The organism is Microbacterium atlanticum, from assembly GCF_015277815.1.
Lineage (GTDB): Bacteria > Actinomycetota > Actinomycetes > Actinomycetales > Microbacteriaceae > Microbacterium > Microbacterium atlanticum.
In genome coordinates, this window is sequence record NZ_CP063813.1 from 746468 (window position 1) to 763748 (window position 17281).

Consider the following 17281-nt stretch of genomic DNA (forward strand, 5'->3'; position numbering starts at 1 on the left):
GCCGACCTCGACGAAGCCGGCGTACTCGCCGGCGACGGTCGCCACGAAGACGCCGTCGTCGGCTTGGCGCCAGTCGGGCGCAGGGAGGGAGGTGCTGATCATCACGAGGAATCCGAGCTCACGACGATGCGGAGCTCTGCGGAGAAGGGGGCAGCGGCGAGCAGATGCGGCTGCGGGTTGTGCGGTGAGCGTCTGGTTCTGCTTCTCCACGATGAGGCAGAGGGGGAGCGACGCGCATTTCCCCGGACGGGGAACGTTCCACGTTAGCACGTCGAGAGCCGGCCTTCGTCACGATCCGGCTGTCGGCGCGAGCTCAGCGGCGTCACGAACCGGAGTCGCGTCGTGCCGCTAGCCCGGCCCCTGCCCGAATGCAAGTGCTTCACGCCGGTTCCCGGCGCACCGCACAATGGCGGCATGCCCCACCGCTCGCGCTTCGACGTCTCGGCCTGGGGCATCGGCTGGACCGGGTGGGATCCCGAGCGCCAGGCGCGACGGGAATCGGTCTTCTCGCTGTCGAACGGGCACATCGGGTGGCGCGGCACGCTCGACGAGGGCGACCCGTGCGAGGTTCCCGGCGCCTACCTCAACGGCCTCTACGAGGAGCACCCGATGCCGTACGCCGAGGACGGCTACGGGTACCCCGACGTCGGCGAGAGCATCATCAACGCGCCCGACGGCAAGGTGATCCGGCTGCTCGTCGGCGACGAGCCCTTCGACATCCGCGAGGGCCGCCTCCATCGCCACGAGCAGTACCTGGACTTCCGCGCGGGCACTCTCACCCGCGAGGTCGAGTGGACCTCCCCGGCCGGTCAGAGCGTGCGCGTGCAGTCCACGCGACTCGTCTCGCTCACCCACCGCGCCGTCGCCGCCATCGACTACCGCGTCACCGCACTGAGCGGGCCCGTGGAGGTGACGGTGCTGTCGGAGATCGTCGCGAACGAGCCGCTGCCGCCGGTGCATCCCGACGAGCGCGTCATGGCGCCGCTCGAGCGGCCCTACGAGCCGGTCGGCCACACCGTCTCGCAGACCGGGGCCACGGTCATGTACCGAACCCGCCGCAGCGGCGTCCACGTGGCGGTCGCGATGGCTCACGAGATCACCGGCGCGGATGCCTCGTGCGAGATCGACGCGGACGACGACGTCGCACGCGCGACCGTGACGGCGCGGCTGGCGCCGGGTGACGGCATCCGCATCGTGAAAGTGGTCGCCCACGAGTGGTCGGAGGCGTTGCAGGATGCCGCGCTCCGCGACCGCGCGGAGGCCGCGGTGTCGACCGCCGCGGGCCTCGGGTGGGAGGGGCTGGCCGCGGAGCAGCGGGCGCGCCTCGACGAGTACTGGGACGTCGCCGACGTGCGGATCGACGGCTCGGCCCGCCTGCAGCAGGCGGTGCGGTTCGCCCAGTTCCAGGTGCTGCAGGCGGCGGCGCGCGCCGAGGTGCGGTCGATCCCCGGCAAGGGGCTCACCGGCCCCGGATACGAGGGGCACACGTTCTGGGATGCCGAAGCCTTCGTGCTGCCCGTGCTCACCTACACGCTCCCGGATGCCGCAGCCGACGCGCTGCGCTGGCGGCAGTCGACGCTGCACCACGCCCGGCGCCGGGCGGAGCACCTGCATCTGGCCGGGGCGGCGTTCCCGTGGCGCACCATCAGCGGACCGGAATGCTCGGGGTACTGGCCGGCCGGCACCGTCGCCTTCCACATCAACGCCGACATCGCCGCCGCCGTGATCCGCCACGTGCGGGCGACCGGCGACGTCGACTTCGAGCGCGAGGTCGGCGTCGAGATCCTCGTCGAGACCGCGCGGCTGTGGGCGGCACTCGGCCGGTGGGACGACGAGGGCGTCTTCCACATCGACGGGATCACCGGTCCGGACGAGTACTCCGCGCTCGTCGATGACAACACCTTCACCAATCTCGCCGCCCAGAGCAACCTGCGGGGCGCCGCCGAGGCCGCGCGGCGGCATCCGGAACAGGCGCGTCGGCTCGGGGTGACCGACGAGGAGATCGGCGTCTGGGACGTCACGGCCGACGCCGTGGCCGTGCCGTTCGACGAGCGCCGGAACGTGCACGAGCAGTCCGCCGGGTTCACGCGGCTCGAGCGGTGGGACTTCGAGGGCACGTCGTCCGAGCAGTACCCGCTGCAGGACCATTTCCCGTACTTCGACCTCTACCGCAAGCAGGTGCTCAAGCAGGCCGACCTCGTGCTGGCGCTGCAGTTCCACCACGAGTGCTTCACCCACGACGAGATGGCGCGGGCGTTCGCGTACTACGAGGAGCTCACCGTGCGCGACTCGTCGCTCTCGTCGGCGACGCAGTCGGTGGTGGCGGCGTGGGTGGGGCACCTCGACCTCGCGATCGACTACCTCACCGAGGCGGCGACCATCGACCTCGACGACCTGCGCGACGACATCGACGACGGGCTGCACATCGCCGCCCTCGCCGGCGTCTGGACGGCGGTGGTGTCGGGCCTCGGCGGCATGAAGGACGGACCCGACGGGCTCGAGTTCGCGCCGCGGCTGGGCGAGCCGATCAGCGGACTGGGATTCGGCGTGCGCATCGGCGACGCGGTGCTGCGCGTGGAGGTGGAGACGGATGCCGCGACCTACGCACTCGTGCAGGGTGAGGGGCCGCTGCGCTTCCGCCACTTCGGCGAGGAGGTCGAGGTGCACGCCGGCGCTCCGCTGCGTCTTCGGACGCCCGCGCTCGCCGACCCCGGCCCCGCGCCGACGCAGCCGAAGGGACGCTCGCCGCGCGAGATGCTCGAGTCCGAGGCGTGAGCAGCCGGGGTGCGGCGCCGGCGCGGTGGCGCTTGGGTAGGCGCAATGTGTCGCTTCGAGCGGGGCGTCGCGGCGTGTTGTGCCAGGTGAGCGGCGCCGCGCCGAGGCGGCGCGGCGTTGGGTTGGCGCGAGTGGTCGCTTCGCGCGCGACGTTGCGGCGTGTCGTGCCACCCGAGCCGGGCGTCAGACGTCAGGGCCGCCGGTGCGGAAGCCCGAGAGCTTGTGCGTTCCGTCGCACCAGGGCTTGATCGCGGATGCCCCGCACCGGCACAGCGCCACCGTCCGCCGGCTGCGCGCGATCGGCTCGCCGTGCTCGTCGATGAGCTGAGCAGGGCCGCGCACGACGAGCGGGCCATCGGGGTACGGGGTGATGGTCACGGCCTCACGCGGCTCGGACATGGGGATCCTCCTTCGTGACGGATGCCTCGGGCGACGGGTCGGCGGCGGTGGCGGCATCCGCCGCTCGCCTCAGGCTGCGCACCGAGGACGCCGCACGCGCCAGGCGGCTGTCGCGGTACCTCACGCCGCCGCGGAGCCGCAGGGCGACCGCCAGCCACACGGTGACCGCCCGCTCCGCGAGCCAGAGGGGCGCCCACAGCGCCGCGGTCGGCGCGAACGCCGTGGTGCCGCCCGCCCGCCGCCGGCCTGCCTCCGCCAGAACGACCACCGCGACGACGCCGCCTGCCAGGGCGAGCCACCTGCCGCGGGCGATCGCCCGCACCGCCGCCGGCAGCACCAGCAGCTCGCGGACGAGGCGCACCGGCTGCGCGAAGTCGTCGTACGCCTGCCGCACCCGCTGCTCGAGGAACCGGCCGACGGTGGGCGGATGCCTCGCCACGAACAGGTCGTCGGCGACGAGGATCCGCCCACCGAGGGCGCGCACGGTGCGCTCGAGCTGGAGGTTCTCGAACAGCACGTCGGTGTCGTACGCGCGGCCGCGCAGCGCCGACCGGCGCAGCGCGACCGTGCCCGAGTAGTCGCCGCCGAGTGCGCGATTGAGGAGGGTGCGCCCGGTGTCCCACCGCGCGTGCCACGGCAGCGGGCGGAAGACGTTCTGCGGGCGCACGAAGTCCGCCTCGTCGAGGAGCGCGCTCACCCGCCGCAGCTCGTCGCGGGAGTAGCGGACGTCGTCGTCGGCGATCACGATGCGCTCGTGCCGGCTGTGGTCGATGCCCGTCATGGCGCCGCGGGCCTTGCCGTTGGCTCCCGGGCGCTCGGGCGCGATGTGCCGCACGACGCTCCATGCCCGGTGGTGCCGGTCGAAGAGGGGAGCCGGCGATCCGTCGACCACGGTCACGTCCGCCCAGCCGGCGAGGCGCCGCAGGTAGGTGGTCAGCTCGTCGAGGCCCTCATCCGTCTCCCACCGCAGCGGCAGCACGTATTCGAGGGCTTCGGGGGGCGGCATCCGCTCACTCCCCGATCGCGACCGGCTCCCGCAGCGCGCTGCGACCGGCCGTCCAGGCGTCGAGCACGTGGGCGCCCACGAGATCGTCGACCGCGAGGCACGCGGCGGCGCCGAACACGATATCGGCGAGCAGGCCGGGCTCGTCTTCGGCGAGGGCGCCGGCGAGATCGCGCCCCGCGATCTGCTCGTGCACGGCATCGGCTTCGACGTGCTCGTCGAAGTACCAGGTGACGTCCTCGCCGAAGCCGTGGCGCCGGAAGCCGTCGCCGTACGAGCGGTTGGGCAGCGACGAGGTCATCTCGAACGCGGCCAGGTGGCCGACGGTGGCACCGACGAGCCGGCGGCTGAGTCCGAACATCGACATCATGTTGTGCGCCGCCAGCACGATCGCGGGCACCCGGTCGACGTAGGCGCCGTACGTGTCGTCGAGGCCGCAGCCGCGCATCGTCTGCGCGAAGATCGCGGCGTGCACGCGCCCGGGATCGCCGCCGCCGTACTCGTCTGCCTGGATCTCGACGAGCGCAGCCTTCGGCCGCCCGGTGAGCCGCGGGATCGCCCACGAGTGCGGGTCGGCCTCGCGCAGCGTGTAGATGCTCTTGATGATGAGGAACTCGTCGAGCTGCGCGCGATCGGCCTTCTTCGCGACGAAGCGCGAGGCGCTGGGCGCAGGGGTCGGCGCAGTCATCTCGAACAGCAGCCGCGCGACGGCATCCTGCGTCGGCTCGGGGAGTTCGGGCATCGGCACGAGGGCGCGCAGCTGCGCCTCCATCGCCCGCTCGAGGCGTCGGCGGACGGCGATGAGCGTCGGATGCCACTCCCATTCCGCGTCCAGCGCGGGAACCGATCCGTACGCCGGCGCATAGAGGAGGAAGAGCGCGAGCTGCACGTCGTCGTCGTGCAGCACGTCGGAGGTCTCGAGGGCCGCGTCGGCCGCCTGGACGAGCCCGTCGAGGGGGGCGTCGTCGGGCTCGGAGGTCAGTATCGCGAGCAGCCGCTCGCTCAGGTGCCCGCGCGCGGCGAAGGGGGCCGGCGAGGTGCGCGGCAGCAGGTCGGTCATCGTCGTCTCCCGTGTGGTGCCTTCGAAGGCTCGCAGACGGGGCGGGGCCCGGCACGGGGGTTGACGAGACACCACCCGATCGATACGCCGGGTCTTCCGCCCGCCGCAGAACTCCACGGAATCTCGCCGGAAGTGCGGGCGCACGCGTGCGAAGGCACCTGCACGGCCCGATCGGTGGAGTTTCGCCCGGCCGTCAAGGGGACGGTTCCGCTCGACGAGGGCGGCTAGGTTCGAGAGAGTGCCGGCGCGCCGGCGCCGTGACAGGGAGGGCGGATGACACCCGCGGAGAGCGACGAGACCGCTGCGCTGCTCGACGGACGCTATCGGCTGGGCGAGTGCGTCGGCGAGGGCGGCATGGCCCGTGTGTACCGCGCCGAGGACGTGGTCCTCGGCCGGACGGTGGCGATCAAGCTCATCCGACCCGGTGTCGACGGCGCGTCCTCCGAACGTGCCCGCAGCGAGATGACGGTGCTCGCCTCGCTCAATCATCCGTCCCTCGTCACGCTCTATGACGCACGGCTCGAGCCCGGCCGGCCGGAGTACCTCGCGATGGAGTTCGTGAAGGGCCCGACTCTCGCGAAGCGTCTCGAGGCCGGCGCGCTGCCACCTCATATCGTCGCGCACCTCGCTACCGAGCTGGCCGAAGCGCTGCACGTCGTGCACCGGGCGGGCATCGTGCACCGCGACATCAAGCCCTCCAACGTGCTGCTGAGCCCTCCCCAGATCCCCGGCGCCCGGCCGCGCGCCAAGCTCGCCGATTTCGGCATCGCCTACCTCCTCGACGCGTCGCGGCTGACCTCGCCCGGCCTCGTGATCGGCACCGTCGCCTACCTCGCGCCCGAGCAGGTCCGCGGTGGGGACCCGGCGGCGGCGTCCGACATCTACTCGCTCGGTCTGGTGCTCCTCGAGTCGCTCACCGGCGAGCGGGTGCATCCCCGCGGTGCGGGAATGGCCGCCGCGGTGGCGCGGCTGGAGACGCCGCCCACGGTGCCCGAGTCCCTGGGCCCGGGGTGGATGCAGCTGCTCTCGCGCATGATCAGCGTCGAGCCGGGTGATCGGCCGACGGCCGCGGAGGTCGCCGCCGCGGTCGGGAAGCTGATCGAGCGGATGCCTCCCCACCGCGCGTCGGCCGCGCACACGGCGGCGACGGTTCCGCTGACGGCGCCCACGCTCGTGGCTCCGCTCCCGGGAGCCGCACCCGCGGTAGCGGTGGGCGCGGCGGCCGGAGCGGCGGGAGCGGCGGGAGCGGCGCGACCGGGAGCCGTGAGCGCGGCAGGAGCGGCGGGAGCGCACGGAGCGGCTGGAGCCGTGGGCGCGGGAGCCGTGGGCGGTGTCCCGGGCGTCGCCGGGGGCGCGGCATCCGCTCCGGCCCGTCCCGCGGGATGGGGGAGCCGCGCGGCCGCGCCGGACCGGGAGCGGCGCCGGAAGCGCCTCGTCGCCCTCGCGGGTGCCGGACTGGCCGCAGCCCTCGTGGCGCTCGCGACGGTGTTCGGGATCTCGGCGGTGAACGGTCCCCAGGAGTCGCCGGAGCCGGCGTTGACGGTGCCCGCCGAGCCGTCGCCGCCTGCCGAAGACACCGGGAAGGACGTGGTCGTCGATCCGGGCGTCACCGAGGAGCAGCGCAGGGACGCCGAGCGCGCTCAGAAACTTGCGGAAGAGGCCCAGAAGAAGGCCGAGCGGGAGCAGAAGAAGCTCGAAGCGGAGCAGCGCCGGCAGGTCGAGGAGGAGCGGAAGGGCGGCCCGGGGCGCGGCGACAACGACGGCGGCGACGACGACTGATCACGGCTTCAGGGCGGATTCAGGCGCCGCGGGCCAGACTGGACCCGATGCGGATTCTGGTGGTGGATGACGAGGTGCGCCTGGCCGACGGCATCCGTCGCGGTCTGGAAGCCGAGGGCTTCGGCGTGGATGTCGCGCACAACGGCGTGGACGGCCTGTGGCGGGCTCGCGAGACCGCGTACGACGCGATCGTGCTCGACCTGATGATGCCGGGCATGAGCGGGTGGAAGGTCTGCGAGGCGCTGCGCGCGGAGGAGAACTGGACGCCGGTGCTGATGCTCACCGCGAAGGACGGCGAGTGGGATCAGGTCGAGGCGCTCGAGACGGGGGCCGACGACTACGTCACCAAGCCGTTCTCATTCGCGGTGCTCGTCGCGCGGCTGCGGGCGCTGATACGACGCGGGGGGATCGAGCGACCGACCGTGCTCGAGGCGGGCGACCTCCGGCTCGACCCGGGCGCACGCCGGGCGTGGCGGGGCGAGGCCGAGATCGAGCTGACCTCGCGGGAGTTCTCGGTGCTCGAGCACCTGATGCGCCACCGCGGCCAGGTGCTGTCCAAGCGCGACCTCATCGCGGGCGTGTGGAACGACGACTTCGAGGGCGACCCGAACATCGTCGAGGTGTACGTGGGGCACCTCCGGCGCAAGGTCGACCGGCCGTTCGGGCGCGCCGCCATCGAGACCGTGCGCGGTGCGGGGTACCGACTGGCGGCCGACGGTGGCTGAGCGACGGCGGTCCCTCCGCACCCGCATCACGGCCGCCGCCACGCTGGTCGTCGCCGCCGCTCTCGTCGTGGGGGCGCTGGCGTTCTACGGCATCCTCGCGGCGAGCGTCCGCGACGCCGCCGTGCGCGCCGCCGAGACCCGCGCCGAGCAGCTCGCGACCCGCGTCGACGACGAAGGGCTCGCGGCGGTGACCGAGCTCGAAGACGACATCGTGCAGGTGCGTGACGACGACGGCCGCATCGTCGCGGTCTCGGAGGAGGCCGACAGCGGCGACCTGCCCGACGACGACGGCGCCGCCATCACCTACGACGGCGAGCCGATGATCGTCGTGCGAGAGGACCTCGACGACGGAACGCTCCTCCTCGCCGCCCCGGTCGAGGACGACCAGGGCACGCTCGCCACCGTCGCGCTGCTCCTCGCGGTCGCCGTCGCCGGAGTCGTGGCGCTGGTCGCCGCGATCACGTGGTGGGTGGTGGGCCGGGCGCTGCGCCCGGTCGCCCGCATCCGGGCCGAGGTGGACGACATCACCGCCGACCGGCTCGACCGCCGGGTCGCGGTGCCGCCCTCGGGCGACGAGATCGCCGCGCTCGCCGGGACGATGAACCGCATGCTGGACCGGCTGGATGCCTCGGCCACCGCGCAACGGCGGTTCGTGTCGGATGCCTCCCACGAGCTGCGTTCGCCGCTCGCGACGATCCGCCAGCACGCCGAGCTGGCGCAGCTGCATCCGGACGCGACCTCCGTCGACGATCTGGCAGGCGTGGTGCACGACGAGGGACTGCGGATGCAAGGGCTCGTCGATGCGCTGCTGCTGCTGACGAAGCTGGACGAGCGCGCGCCGCTGCGCGCGGAGTCGGTCGATCTCGACGACCTCGCGCTCGCCGAGGTGAAGCGGCTGCGCGCCGCCGGGGTGGCGGCGGACGGGTCGGGCATCCGCGCCGCGCGGGTGCGCGGGGATGTGCGCCTGCTCGGTCAGCTGGTGCGCAACCTCGCCGACAATGCGGCCCGGCACGCGCGGTCAGCGGTGGCCGTCGGCGTCGCCGAACGCGACGGGCACGTGCAGCTGACCGTCGACGACGACGGTGCCGGGGTGCCGGTCGCCGAGCGCGAACGCGTCTTCGAGCGGTTCGTGCGGCTCGACGAGGCCCGGGCGCGCGACGCCGGCGGCAGCGGGCTGGGCCTGGCGATCGTGCGCGCAGTGGCGGAGGCAGAGGGCGGGTCGGTGCGGGTCGAAGACTCGCCGCTCGGCGGCGCGCGGTTCACCGTCGTGCTGCCGACGGCTCCCTGAACGCGGCTTCAGCAGGCTTCAGGTGTGCTTCAGCACCCGGTCGGCACCATCGAGACATGGATGACACGAACCGCACCCCCGAGACTTCCCCCACCGCCCCCCAGCCGCAGCCGCATGACGCGGAGCGCGTCGACGCGGCCCGCGCCGACGCGATGGCGGCCACCCCTGCTGCCGCCGCCGACGCACCGAAGCGCCGCCGCAACCGGGGCCTCCTGATCGCCGGTGGCGCCGTGCTGGCCGCCGCGCTCGTCACCGGCGGCGGGATCGCCGTGGGCGCGGCGATCGCCGACGAGGTCGGCGACACGTCGTCTGCGAGCGACGACGACGCCGACGACGCCGACGACGTCGACGACCAGCCGGACGGTGACGACGCGAGCGACGACAGCGCCTCCGGCGACCTGTCGAACCTCGGCACCTCGTCGGCCGACGACATCGTCGCGATGGTCGAGGCCGCAGCCGCGGCGGGCGAGGGCGAGCCGGTCTCGATCGACCTGAAGCGCGACGGCGGCGCCGAGGTGTCGCTCGAGGCGTCGGACGGTGCCGAGACCGAGGTGCGGGTCGACGCGGCGGGCGAGGCATCCGTCATCTCCACCGAGCAGGCCGACTCCGACGACACCGCGCCGCAGAACGTGCTCGATGCCGCCGCCATCGCATCGATCGTGGATGCCGCGCTCGCCGAGGCCGATGGCCGCATCGTCGAGATCGAGGCCGACGACGACAGCACCTCGCCGTGGGATGTGACCGTCCTCACCGCCGGCGGGCAGTTCGTCGAGATCGACCTGGACGCGCAGTTCGCCGTCGTGGCGTCGGGCACCGACGACGACGACTGAGCTCTCCCCCTGAGCGCCGCGGGCACCTTGTCAACAGGGTGCCCGCGGCGGCTGTTCTCCCTAGCCTGAAGCCATGACGGTCAGAGAGCTCTGGTTGGTCCGGCACGGGGAGAGCATCGGCAACGTCGCCGCGACGCGAGCCGAGATCGAGGGGCTGGAGGTCATCCCCCTGGATGAGCGCGATGCCGACGTTCCGCTGTCCGACACCGGTCGCGACCAGGCGGCCGCGCTCGGCGGGTGGCTGCAGGGCCACCGGGGAAGCGTCGACGCGTTCTGGGTGTCGCCGTACCGGAGGGCGCGCGAGACGCTGGAGATCGCGCTCGAGGCCTCCGGTGGCGACGGTGCGGTGGTCGTGGACGAGCGGCTGCGCGACCGGGAGCTCGGCATCCTGGATCTCCTCACCAGGACGGGTGTCGTCCGGCGTCACCCCGAAGAGATGGCCCGGCGCAAGCACCTCGGCAAGTTCTACCACCGGCCGCCCGGCGGCGAATCGTGGGCCGACGTGGCGCTGCGGCTGCGTTCGTTCCTGCGCGAGGCGCTGGCGGGTCCGGGCGAACGCGTCGTGCTGGTGGCGCACGACGCCGTCGTGATGCTGCTGCTGTATGTGCTGCGGGGACTCAGGGAGGACGAGCTGCTGGCGTTCGCCGACGACCACACCGTGCTCAACGCGTCGGTCACGCACCTCGTCCGAGGAGCGGACGGGTGGGAGCTCATCGACTTCTCCGACGTCGCCCATCTTCAGCGCGAGGGAGCCGACGTCACCGCCCACCCCGGAAGCCCCGATGTCGAGCCGGCCTGAGCGGGTCACCGAGTCGCTGCTGCGCGGCTGGGGCCTGCCCGACCCGGGCGACTCCAAGAAGTCGCGCGGAGACGTGGTCGTCGTCGGCGGGTCGCGCACGTCGCCGGGCGCGGTGCTGCTCGCGGGCGAGGCCGCGCTCCGTGTCGGCGCCGGGCGCGTGGCGCTCGCGGTGCCGCAGTCCATCGACGCGCAGGTCGGGATCGCTCTGCCCGAGGCCGGGATCCTCGCCCTTCCGGATGCGGCGGACGAGCCGCTCGAAGGCGACCTGCGTGAGCAGATCGCGTCGGCGGACGCCGTGCTCCTGGGACCCGGATTCTCCGATCCCGACGAGACCCGCGCCACTCTGCTCGCCGTCGCCGCGGTGGGGCCGGAGGTGCTGGTGCTCGACGCGTTCGCGCTCGGGGTGCTCGGCGACGTCGACCGCGCGGCGCTGCCGGGGACGCTCGTGCTGAATCCGAACAAGGAGGAGGCCGGCATCCTGCTGGGCCGTGGCCTCGACGACCATGAGGGCGACGTCCGCGAGATCGCGCGCCGGTTCGACGCGGTGGTGAACTGCTACGGCACGGTCGCCGATCCGGATGGACGCACCTGGCGTGTCGACGAGGGCGATGCGGGGCTCGGCACGTCGGGCAGCGGCGACGTGCTCGCGGGGGCGATCACCGGATTCGCGGCGCGGGGCATCGAGCCGGCCCGCGCGGCGGTGTGGGCCGCGTGGGTGCACGGTCGCGCCGGCCGGCTGCTGGGCGCGCGCCTGGGCCTGGGATTCCTGGCCCGCGAGCTGGCGCGGGAGCTCCCGGTCGCGATGCGCGACGTCGCGAGCTGACGACGTCGGACACCGCAACCCGGCGGACGGTGCAGGGATGAGGGATCCCGCGGGCATGGCGTCGGTCGTGCGGGTGTCTTGTGCGGCGCCGGACGCGGGCATACTCTCTGGCCCAGAGCCCGTTTCGGCCGCTGCTGGGGAAAGGCGGCCGGACCCGCCGTCAACGGAGTCGCTGGGGGTTGATCGTGTTCGCTGTGCGTCTGGGGTACCGTCCGCTGCTGGTCCTTCTCGCCCTGCTCGCCGCGCTGGTGCTCGCCGCACCGCTGGTCGGTGCCAAGGGCGGCAATTCGGAAGGCGCGAAGGCCTGTCAGAAGGGCGGGTGGTCCACTCTCGCTCCCGCCGAGACGCCGGGGGTGGCGTTCGAGTCGCAGGGTGCCTGTGTGGCGTACTCCGCGAAGGGGAAGACCCCGGTGCCCTGGGCGGTCGGCGTTCCCACCGCATACATGGAGTGGGGTGAGGGCCGAGGTGCCGGGGGAGGGATCGGCTGCCAGATCCGGGGCTGGCTCGTCGGTGACACGACGGGCATCGTGTCGGTGCAGATGGACGTGTGGTTCCAGGCCGAGGTCGACGGCGAGATCCTCGAGGGGTCGATCCCCGTCATCCTCACCCCGCCCGCGTTCGACACGACGACCGAGGAGAGGTTCCTCTACCTGGTGGGAGTCCCCACCCGCGTGACCGCTGTCGCGACTTACACCGACGACTCGACGCGTTCCCTGCCGACGTCGTACCTGCCGCTCCTCTGCGGCGAGGATCCTCCCGCCTGACACGTCGAGTCCCTCTGACACGTCGGCCATAGCATCCCGCGCGCCGGCGCGCCGTCAAGTCGGGACCTTCTTGCGCTGATCTTGCGCTTCCCGTGGGACCGGTCCCATCGTCGCGGCGATCTTGCGGATGCCTTGCGAGAGCGCTCGCGGCGACTCGGTGAGACGTTGCGACGCGCCGTCGAGACTTTCACCGTGCTCGAGGAGCGATCGGATCACCGGCCGCCGAACCGCCGGCACGCTGACTCCACACAGAAGCGGGTCCTCCCGCGAAAGGACACTCCCATGAACAAGATCGTCAAGGCCTCCATCGCCACCACCGCCGGTGTCGTCCTGCTCCTCGGCGGCGCGGGCACGTTCGCCACCTGGAACTCGTCGACCCAGACCCAGGGCGCGTCGATCGTCTCGGGCAACCTCGTGGTCGAGCCGTCGTCGGCCGGCGGCTCGTGGACGGCGAACGGTGCGCCGATCTCCATCGCCGACTACGCGATCGTGCCCGGCGATGTGCTCATCTACACCGAGACGATGAAGGTGGGCGCCGAGGGTGACAGCCTCAGCGCGACGCTCGCCCTGACCGATTCGTCGATCGCTCCCGCCGACTCCGGCAACGACGCCGACCGGGCGCTCGCCGGCTACCTCGACGACTCGGCGGAGCTCACCGCCTCGGGACCCGGCATCAGCGGCACCGGGCCGACATTCACCGTCACGCCGGGCGCCGGCGTGATCAGCCAGGACGTCACGGTCACGGTGCGCATCGAGTTCCCCGCCGGCGACGTCGCCGGCGGCAACAACGACGCGATGAACGGCGCCGTCACGCTCGACGCGCTGACCGTCAGCCTCACGCAGAACATCGACTGACCGAGCCGGGCTCGCCTCCGGGAGGCGAGCCCGCGGGTCACATCGGTGGCCCCCACCCGCATCGACCCGAGGAGCCCGCCATGCGCAGCACCCGCCGCCCCGCCGCATCGCGCGACGCCCGTCGTGCGCCGGCGCCCCGGCGGCTGCTGCTCGGCGCGCTGGGCGCGGCCGGTGCGACCGTCCTCGGGGTGCTCGCCGGGGGCGGCACGTTCGCTGTCTGGACGGCGGCGACGCCGGTGGCGTCGGCGGTCACGCTGCAGGCGGGTTCCGCCGGTCTGACCGCGACGCCGCTCTCGCTCTCGGCAGCGAATCTCTACCCGGGCCGTACCGTCTTCGCGCCGACCACGGTGCGCAACACCGGCACGGTGCCCCTGGCCCTCACCCTCGACCCGGTCACGAGCTCCGCCGGCGCGACCGCCTTCACGACGGCCGTCCTGGTCACGGCGGGGGCCGCCGCCTCGGGTGCCGCGTGCACCGCCGGTGCGGTGCCCGCGGCGGTCAGCACGCGCGTGGGAGCCGCCGGCGCCGACCTGCAGGTCACGCTTGCGCCCGGCGCTTCGCAGATCGTCTGCGTCGGCGTCGGTCTGCCGCACGACGCGCCGGCGGGTGCCGCCGGGAGCGCCGCGTCCGTCCTCACCCTCACCGTCTCCGGAATGCAGGTGCCCCGATGAACCGCCGCCGCATGGCCGCCGCGATCGCCGCGCTCGTGACGCTCGCTGTGCTCGGCGGGGCGGGTGGGGCCGCGGCCGCGTGGATCGCGAGTGCGTCGGTGGCGGCATCCGTCTCCTCGACGACCGTCGCGACCACGCTGGTCCCGTCCGGTGCTCTTGCCACGACGTACCGATACGCCGGCAGTCGCTCGTCCGCCGCTGCCGGGCAGCTGAGGCTCACCAACACCGGTGGCGCCCCGCTGTCGTACGTGCTGCACAACCAGGTGACCGGCAGTGCGGCGCTCGCGCAGAAGACGGTGCTGCGGCTGTGGGTCGGCACGTGCGCAGGCGCGGCTCCCGCCGACGCGGTCGTGACGACGCTGGCCGACCCCGTTCCGGCTCTGCCCGCCGCGGCGCGCACGCTTGCCGCCGGGGCCGCGGTGACGGTGTGCCTCTCGACGCAGATCGACGGCGGCACGAATGCCGAGCTCCAAGGCCTGGACGCGACGGCGACGCTGAGCGTGACCGGCGCCGTCGGTGCGAACTGGTCGACGTCGGCGACGGGCGCGGCGTTCACGCAGGCCACGTATCGGCTGGCGGCGACCGGTGCGCCGCAGTGCGCGCGCGATGGTGGGCGCGACATCCGGCTGACGTGGAGTGCTCCGGCCAATCGGGCCGACTCCACCGCGATCGCGTATCGCGTGTACGACGTCGCATCGGGCCTCACCGTCGCGACGGTGACGAGCGCCGCGGCGTCGGTCTCGGCGGAGCTGAGCGGCACCGCGATCGCCGAGAACGGCACGTACGCCCTCGCCGTCGAGGCGACCGAGACCGCGGTCTCGGCCACGACCGCTCCCGCGAGTGCGACCGTCCAGGTCACGCGTTCCACGAATCCCGCGCAGTCCGGTCAGCCGGGCCCGCGCTACCAGTGCTCCTGACCCTCCGATCATCTGCGAGTTCATCATGACGACGACCACCGACTTCCCGACGATCGCCGCTGCTTCGGAGCCCTCCGGTGCTTCTGCGCCGGTGCCGGCCGCGCCCGCCCGTGCGCGCCGGGCGCGCGCTGCCCGTCGGCGCGATGAGGGTCAGAGCCTGCTGCACTACCTCGCCGTATCGCTGAGCGCGTCGGTCCTGGTGCTGCTGCTGGGGTTGGCCGTCGCGGTGGTCGGTCTGCCGTTCGTCGTCGGGGGGTCGGCGATGACGGTGCTGACGCAGTCGATGGAGCCGGGGCTGCCGCCGGGGACGCTCGTGGTCATCCGTCCGACGCCGGTCGACGACATCCGCGTGGGTGATGTCATCACGTACCAGATCCGCTCGGGGGAGTCGGCTGTCGTGAGTCACCGGGTGGTCTCGAAGACGTATGCCGACGGCGAGCTGACGTTCCTCACGAAGGGCGACAACAACGACACGCTCGATCCGGAGCCGGTGAAGCCGGTGCAGATCCGCGGGACGCTCTGGTACAGCCTTCCGTTGCTGGGCTGGGTGAACAACGTGCTGAACGGGGCGAACCGTCCGGTCGTGCTGGCCGTCGTCGCCGGTGGGCTGTTCCTGTATGCCGTGTTCTCGGTCGTCGGTGCGGTGCGCGACCGTCGGAAGAGGTCGACGGATGCCTCGCCTCACAGTGCCGGACCCGCTGCCGCCCATCGTGGCGACGTGTGAGCCGTCTGTCGGTGGAGTGGCTGTGGCCCGGGGCTCCCGCTCTCGGCAGCACACCGTGAGATGGGGCCGGTGAGGGCGCAGTCGTCGTAGGTCAGCCGACTCCGGCCGGTACTCCCCGGGCCCGATCGAGACCTCGGGGTACCGTCTCGCCGAGCGGCGGGGGCGTTGGATGGAGTGCTCGACGTCGAGCAGCAGGAGCGCGGCCGGGCTCGTGGATCGACCGCGCGTGTGCCTCACGAGCGGGGAACGCCCAGGCGCCCGGCGGCGCGAGGTCGCCGAAGTCATACCGTCGGGCGGCACGCATCGGCAGGATGACGGGTGGCTGATCCGGCCGGTGGAGGACGAAGTCGCCTTTGCCCTGACGGGTGATCCGCCAGCCGTGATGGTGCAGGTTCATGTGGTGGAAAGCGCAGAGCAGGATGCCCCGGTCGATGTCGGTGCGACCACCATGCGCGAACGGGTCGATGTGGTGCGCTTCACAGTACGATGCGGGCCGGTCGCACCCCGGGATGCGGCATCCGCCGTCCCGCACCGCGAGCGCGATGCGCTGCTTCGGAGTGAAGAGTCGGGCTTCGCGGCCGACGTCCAGCGGATTCCCGGCCGCATCGAGCGTGACGGCCACCGTTCCGGTGTCGCAGGTTCGCGCGGCGATCGCCCAACTCGGCAGTGTCGCGCCGGTGTCTTCGACGAGCGCGACTGCCGGGCGCCCGGCCATCGCGTCGTCGTGGGCGCGCTTCGTCGCGATGACTCGGACACCCGCCTGGCGGGTGCCGAAGACGGTCTGGGCGTCGGCTCGCGCGCCGGCTCGGAGGACATCCATGATGAGGTCGTACGCGAGCTGATCGTTGGTGCGAGGGTCGTCCGAGAGCTCCTTGGCGCGCGCCGCCTCGTCGGGATCGACGAAGCGCGGGCCACCGCGCCGCGGGCGCAGAGCCGTCGCGATGATCGTCTCGATCTCGACGGCGCCGACATCGTCGAACCGGAAGGTGCCGTGGCGCACGCCGTCGCGGTCGGTCCACGCGCGGAAGGACCGCGCATCGAACCGCTCGTCGAAGCGGCGCTGAGCCCCTTCGGGGTCGAGCAGATCGCGCACCGCCCGCGACGCGGTGGACAGTTCCTCGACCGTGCGCACCCGCGCTTCGTCGATCAACTGCCGCGCCGCGAGCGACCACGCGTCGCGGGCGCCGTCGCCCGCCTCGTCGCCGACCTCGACGGGAGGAGCGCCGAGCCCGCGGAAGATCGCATCGTGCTGGGCGGACGTGAGCGTGCCCGCCATGAGCGCCGCGCCGAGCGGTGCATGCCAGGGCGGCGGCGCAGCGGCCGGCGTCGCGGAGTCGCCGGCCGCGGCATCCGGAGCCGCCGGCGCAGCGGACGTGGCGAGGGCTTCACCGATGCGCACCTGCTTCGTCGCATCCGCCCGCGTGCTGCCCGTGAGGTCTTGGATGAGCGACACCGCGGAGCGATGGCCGCGCCTCTGCGCGAGCCCGCCGTGACCGGACTCCCTCGTCGAGCGTGCCGCCACCACCCCTGACGCTGCGATGCGCATCGATTCGCCCGCGCGCACCAGCGTCGTCGCGCTCTGGATCACCGAGACGAGCTCGTCGTCGCCGAGGGCCTGAACAGTGATGGGGATGCCGGCCGCCTCACCGTCTCCGAGTGCACCGCGGAGCGCGTCCAGCGCCGCCTGCAGATCGGAGAAGATGTCCATGCTTGATTCTGGCATCGACCTCCGACATCCATACGTTTGTTCTTCCGCCTGTGGATGACTCGCCGCGACTTTCGTGAAGATACCCAGACCACCGGAAGCCGAGGGCCGGGCCGTCCCCGAAGAACGACCCGGCCCCACCACCGCTCCCGACGTCACGCGCC

Annotated in this window: 16 protein-coding genes; 12 read left to right on the top strand and 4 right to left on the bottom strand. The window is 73.0% G+C overall.

The features are described 5' to 3' along the window. Positions 1 to 414 precede the first annotated feature (414 nt). Positions 415 to 2775 (top strand): glycoside hydrolase family 65 protein, encoded by a 2361-nt coding sequence (locus IR212_RS03250; RefSeq protein ID WP_194397569.1) that lies wholly within the window; start codon positions 415 to 417, stop codon positions 2773 to 2775. Positions 2776 to 2958: 183 nt separating this feature from the next. Here the strand turns inward: IR212_RS03250 and IR212_RS03255 are convergent, their stop codons facing one another. From IR212_RS03255 to IR212_RS03265, 3 genes are read right to left on the bottom strand one after another with little or no spacing between them, the layout of a single operon-like run. After that, the gene (locus IR212_RS03255) at positions 2959 to 3174 is read right to left on the bottom strand and encodes a CDGSH iron-sulfur domain-containing protein (protein WP_194397570.1); all 216 of its coding nucleotides are present in this window, start codon (positions 3172 to 3174) and stop codon (positions 2959 to 2961) included. Next, the gene (locus tag IR212_RS03260) at positions 3158 to 4180 is read right to left on the bottom strand and encodes a glycosyltransferase family 2 protein (RefSeq protein ID WP_194397571.1); all 1023 of its coding nucleotides are present in this window, start codon (positions 4178 to 4180) and stop codon (positions 3158 to 3160) included. Before IR212_RS03260 ends, IR212_RS03255 begins: the two co-directional genes overlap by 17 nt. A gap of 4 nt (positions 4181 to 4184) precedes the next feature. Beyond that, on the bottom strand, positions 4185 to 5237 hold the full coding sequence (locus IR212_RS03265) for an iron-containing redox enzyme family protein (protein WP_194397572.1): 1053 nt from the start codon (positions 5235 to 5237) through the stop codon (positions 4185 to 4187). A 273-nt stretch (positions 5238 to 5510) separates the two neighbouring features. On the opposite strand from IR212_RS03265, the gene IR212_RS03270 reads away from it, so the two are divergent. From IR212_RS03270 to IR212_RS03320, 11 genes are all read left to right on the top strand, one after another. After that, a complete protein-coding gene (locus tag IR212_RS03270) occupies positions 5511 to 7016 on the top strand; it encodes a serine/threonine-protein kinase (protein WP_194397573.1) in 1506 nt (501 codons plus the stop codon). Positions 7017 to 7063: 47 nt separating this feature from the next. Continuing rightward, positions 7064 to 7741, top strand: a complete 678-nt coding sequence (locus tag IR212_RS03275) for a response regulator transcription factor (RefSeq protein ID WP_194397574.1) — start codon at positions 7064 to 7066, stop codon at positions 7739 to 7741. Continuing rightward, a complete protein-coding gene (locus tag IR212_RS03280; protein ID WP_194397575.1) occupies positions 7734 to 9029 on the top strand; it encodes a sensor histidine kinase in 1296 nt (431 codons plus the stop codon). Before IR212_RS03275 ends, IR212_RS03280 begins: the two co-directional genes overlap by 8 nt. 56 nt (positions 9030 to 9085) lie before the next feature. Beyond that, entirely contained in the window at positions 9086 to 9859 is a 774-nt protein-coding gene (locus IR212_RS03285) for a PepSY domain-containing protein (protein WP_228479461.1), read from the top strand. Between the two features lie 73 nt (positions 9860 to 9932). Beyond that, positions 9933 to 10658: a histidine phosphatase family protein gene (locus IR212_RS03290; RefSeq protein ID WP_194397576.1), complete on the top strand. Its 726-nt coding sequence runs from the start codon at positions 9933 to 9935 to the stop codon at positions 10656 to 10658. Next, positions 10642 to 11481, top strand: coding sequence for an ADP-dependent NAD(P)H-hydrate dehydratase (locus IR212_RS03295; protein ID WP_194397577.1), 840 nt, complete (start codon positions 10642 to 10644; stop codon positions 11479 to 11481). Before IR212_RS03290 ends, IR212_RS03295 begins: the two co-directional genes overlap by 17 nt. Before the next feature lie 185 nt (positions 11482 to 11666). Beyond that, a complete protein-coding gene (locus tag IR212_RS03300; protein WP_194397578.1) occupies positions 11667 to 12245 on the top strand; it encodes a hypothetical protein in 579 nt (192 codons plus the stop codon). 282 nt (positions 12246 to 12527) lie between these two features. Continuing rightward, entirely contained in the window at positions 12528 to 13100 is a 573-nt protein-coding gene (locus IR212_RS03305; protein WP_194397579.1) for an alternate-type signal peptide domain-containing protein, read from the top strand. Between the two features lie 80 nt (positions 13101 to 13180). Then, the gene (locus IR212_RS03310) at positions 13181 to 13771 is read left to right on the top strand and encodes a M73 family metallopeptidase (RefSeq protein WP_194397580.1); all 591 of its coding nucleotides are present in this window, start codon (positions 13181 to 13183) and stop codon (positions 13769 to 13771) included. After that, a complete protein-coding gene (locus IR212_RS03315; protein ID WP_194397581.1) occupies positions 13768 to 14688 on the top strand; it encodes a hypothetical protein in 921 nt (306 codons plus the stop codon). The genes IR212_RS03310 and IR212_RS03315 overlap by 4 nt, the downstream gene beginning before the upstream one ends. 25 nt (positions 14689 to 14713) lie before the next feature. Then, entirely contained in the window at positions 14714 to 15412 is a 699-nt protein-coding gene (locus IR212_RS03320) for a signal peptidase I (RefSeq protein ID WP_194397582.1), read from the top strand. Positions 15413 to 15503: 91 nt separating this feature from the next. Here the strand turns inward: IR212_RS03320 and IR212_RS03325 are convergent, their stop codons facing one another. Next, positions 15504 to 17276 (bottom strand): HNH endonuclease signature motif containing protein, encoded by a 1773-nt coding sequence (locus IR212_RS03325; RefSeq protein WP_228479462.1) that lies wholly within the window; start codon positions 17274 to 17276, stop codon positions 15504 to 15506. Positions 17277 to 17281: the final 5 nt, after the last annotated feature.

Excerpts from the sequence above, each read along its gene's own strand:
- IR212_RS03260 (WP_194397571.1), bottom strand. The coding sequence starts at position 4,180 with ATGCCGCCCCCCGAAGCCCTCGAATACGTGCTGCCGCTGCGGTGGGAG.
- IR212_RS03315 (WP_194397581.1), top strand. The coding sequence starts at position 13,768 with ATGAACCGCCGCCGCATGGCCGCCGCGATCGCCGCGCTCGTGACGCTC.
- IR212_RS03305 (WP_194397579.1), top strand. The coding sequence starts at position 12,528 with ATGAACAAGATCGTCAAGGCCTCCATCGCCACCACCGCCGGTGTCGTC.
- IR212_RS03295 (WP_194397577.1), top strand. The coding sequence starts at position 10,642 with ATGTCGAGCCGGCCTGAGCGGGTCACCGAGTCGCTGCTGCGCGGCTGG.
- IR212_RS03285 (WP_228479461.1), top strand. The coding sequence starts at position 9,086 with ATGGATGACACGAACCGCACCCCCGAGACTTCCCCCACCGCCCCCCAG.
- IR212_RS03250 (WP_194397569.1), top strand. The coding sequence starts at position 415 with ATGCCCCACCGCTCGCGCTTCGACGTCTCGGCCTGGGGCATCGGCTGG.
- IR212_RS03290 (WP_194397576.1), top strand. The coding sequence starts at position 9,933 with ATGACGGTCAGAGAGCTCTGGTTGGTCCGGCACGGGGAGAGCATCGGC.
- IR212_RS03265 (WP_194397572.1), bottom strand. The coding sequence starts at position 5,237 with ATGACCGACCTGCTGCCGCGCACCTCGCCGGCCCCCTTCGCCGCGCGC.
- IR212_RS03255 (WP_194397570.1), bottom strand. The coding sequence starts at position 3,174 with ATGTCCGAGCCGCGTGAGGCCGTGACCATCACCCCGTACCCCGATGGC.
- IR212_RS03275 (WP_194397574.1), top strand. The coding sequence starts at position 7,064 with ATGCGGATTCTGGTGGTGGATGACGAGGTGCGCCTGGCCGACGGCATC.
- IR212_RS03270 (WP_194397573.1), top strand. The coding sequence starts at position 5,511 with ATGACACCCGCGGAGAGCGACGAGACCGCTGCGCTGCTCGACGGACGC.
- IR212_RS03320 (WP_194397582.1), top strand. The coding sequence starts at position 14,714 with ATGACGACGACCACCGACTTCCCGACGATCGCCGCTGCTTCGGAGCCC.
- IR212_RS03310 (WP_194397580.1), top strand. The coding sequence starts at position 13,181 with ATGCGCAGCACCCGCCGCCCCGCCGCATCGCGCGACGCCCGTCGTGCG.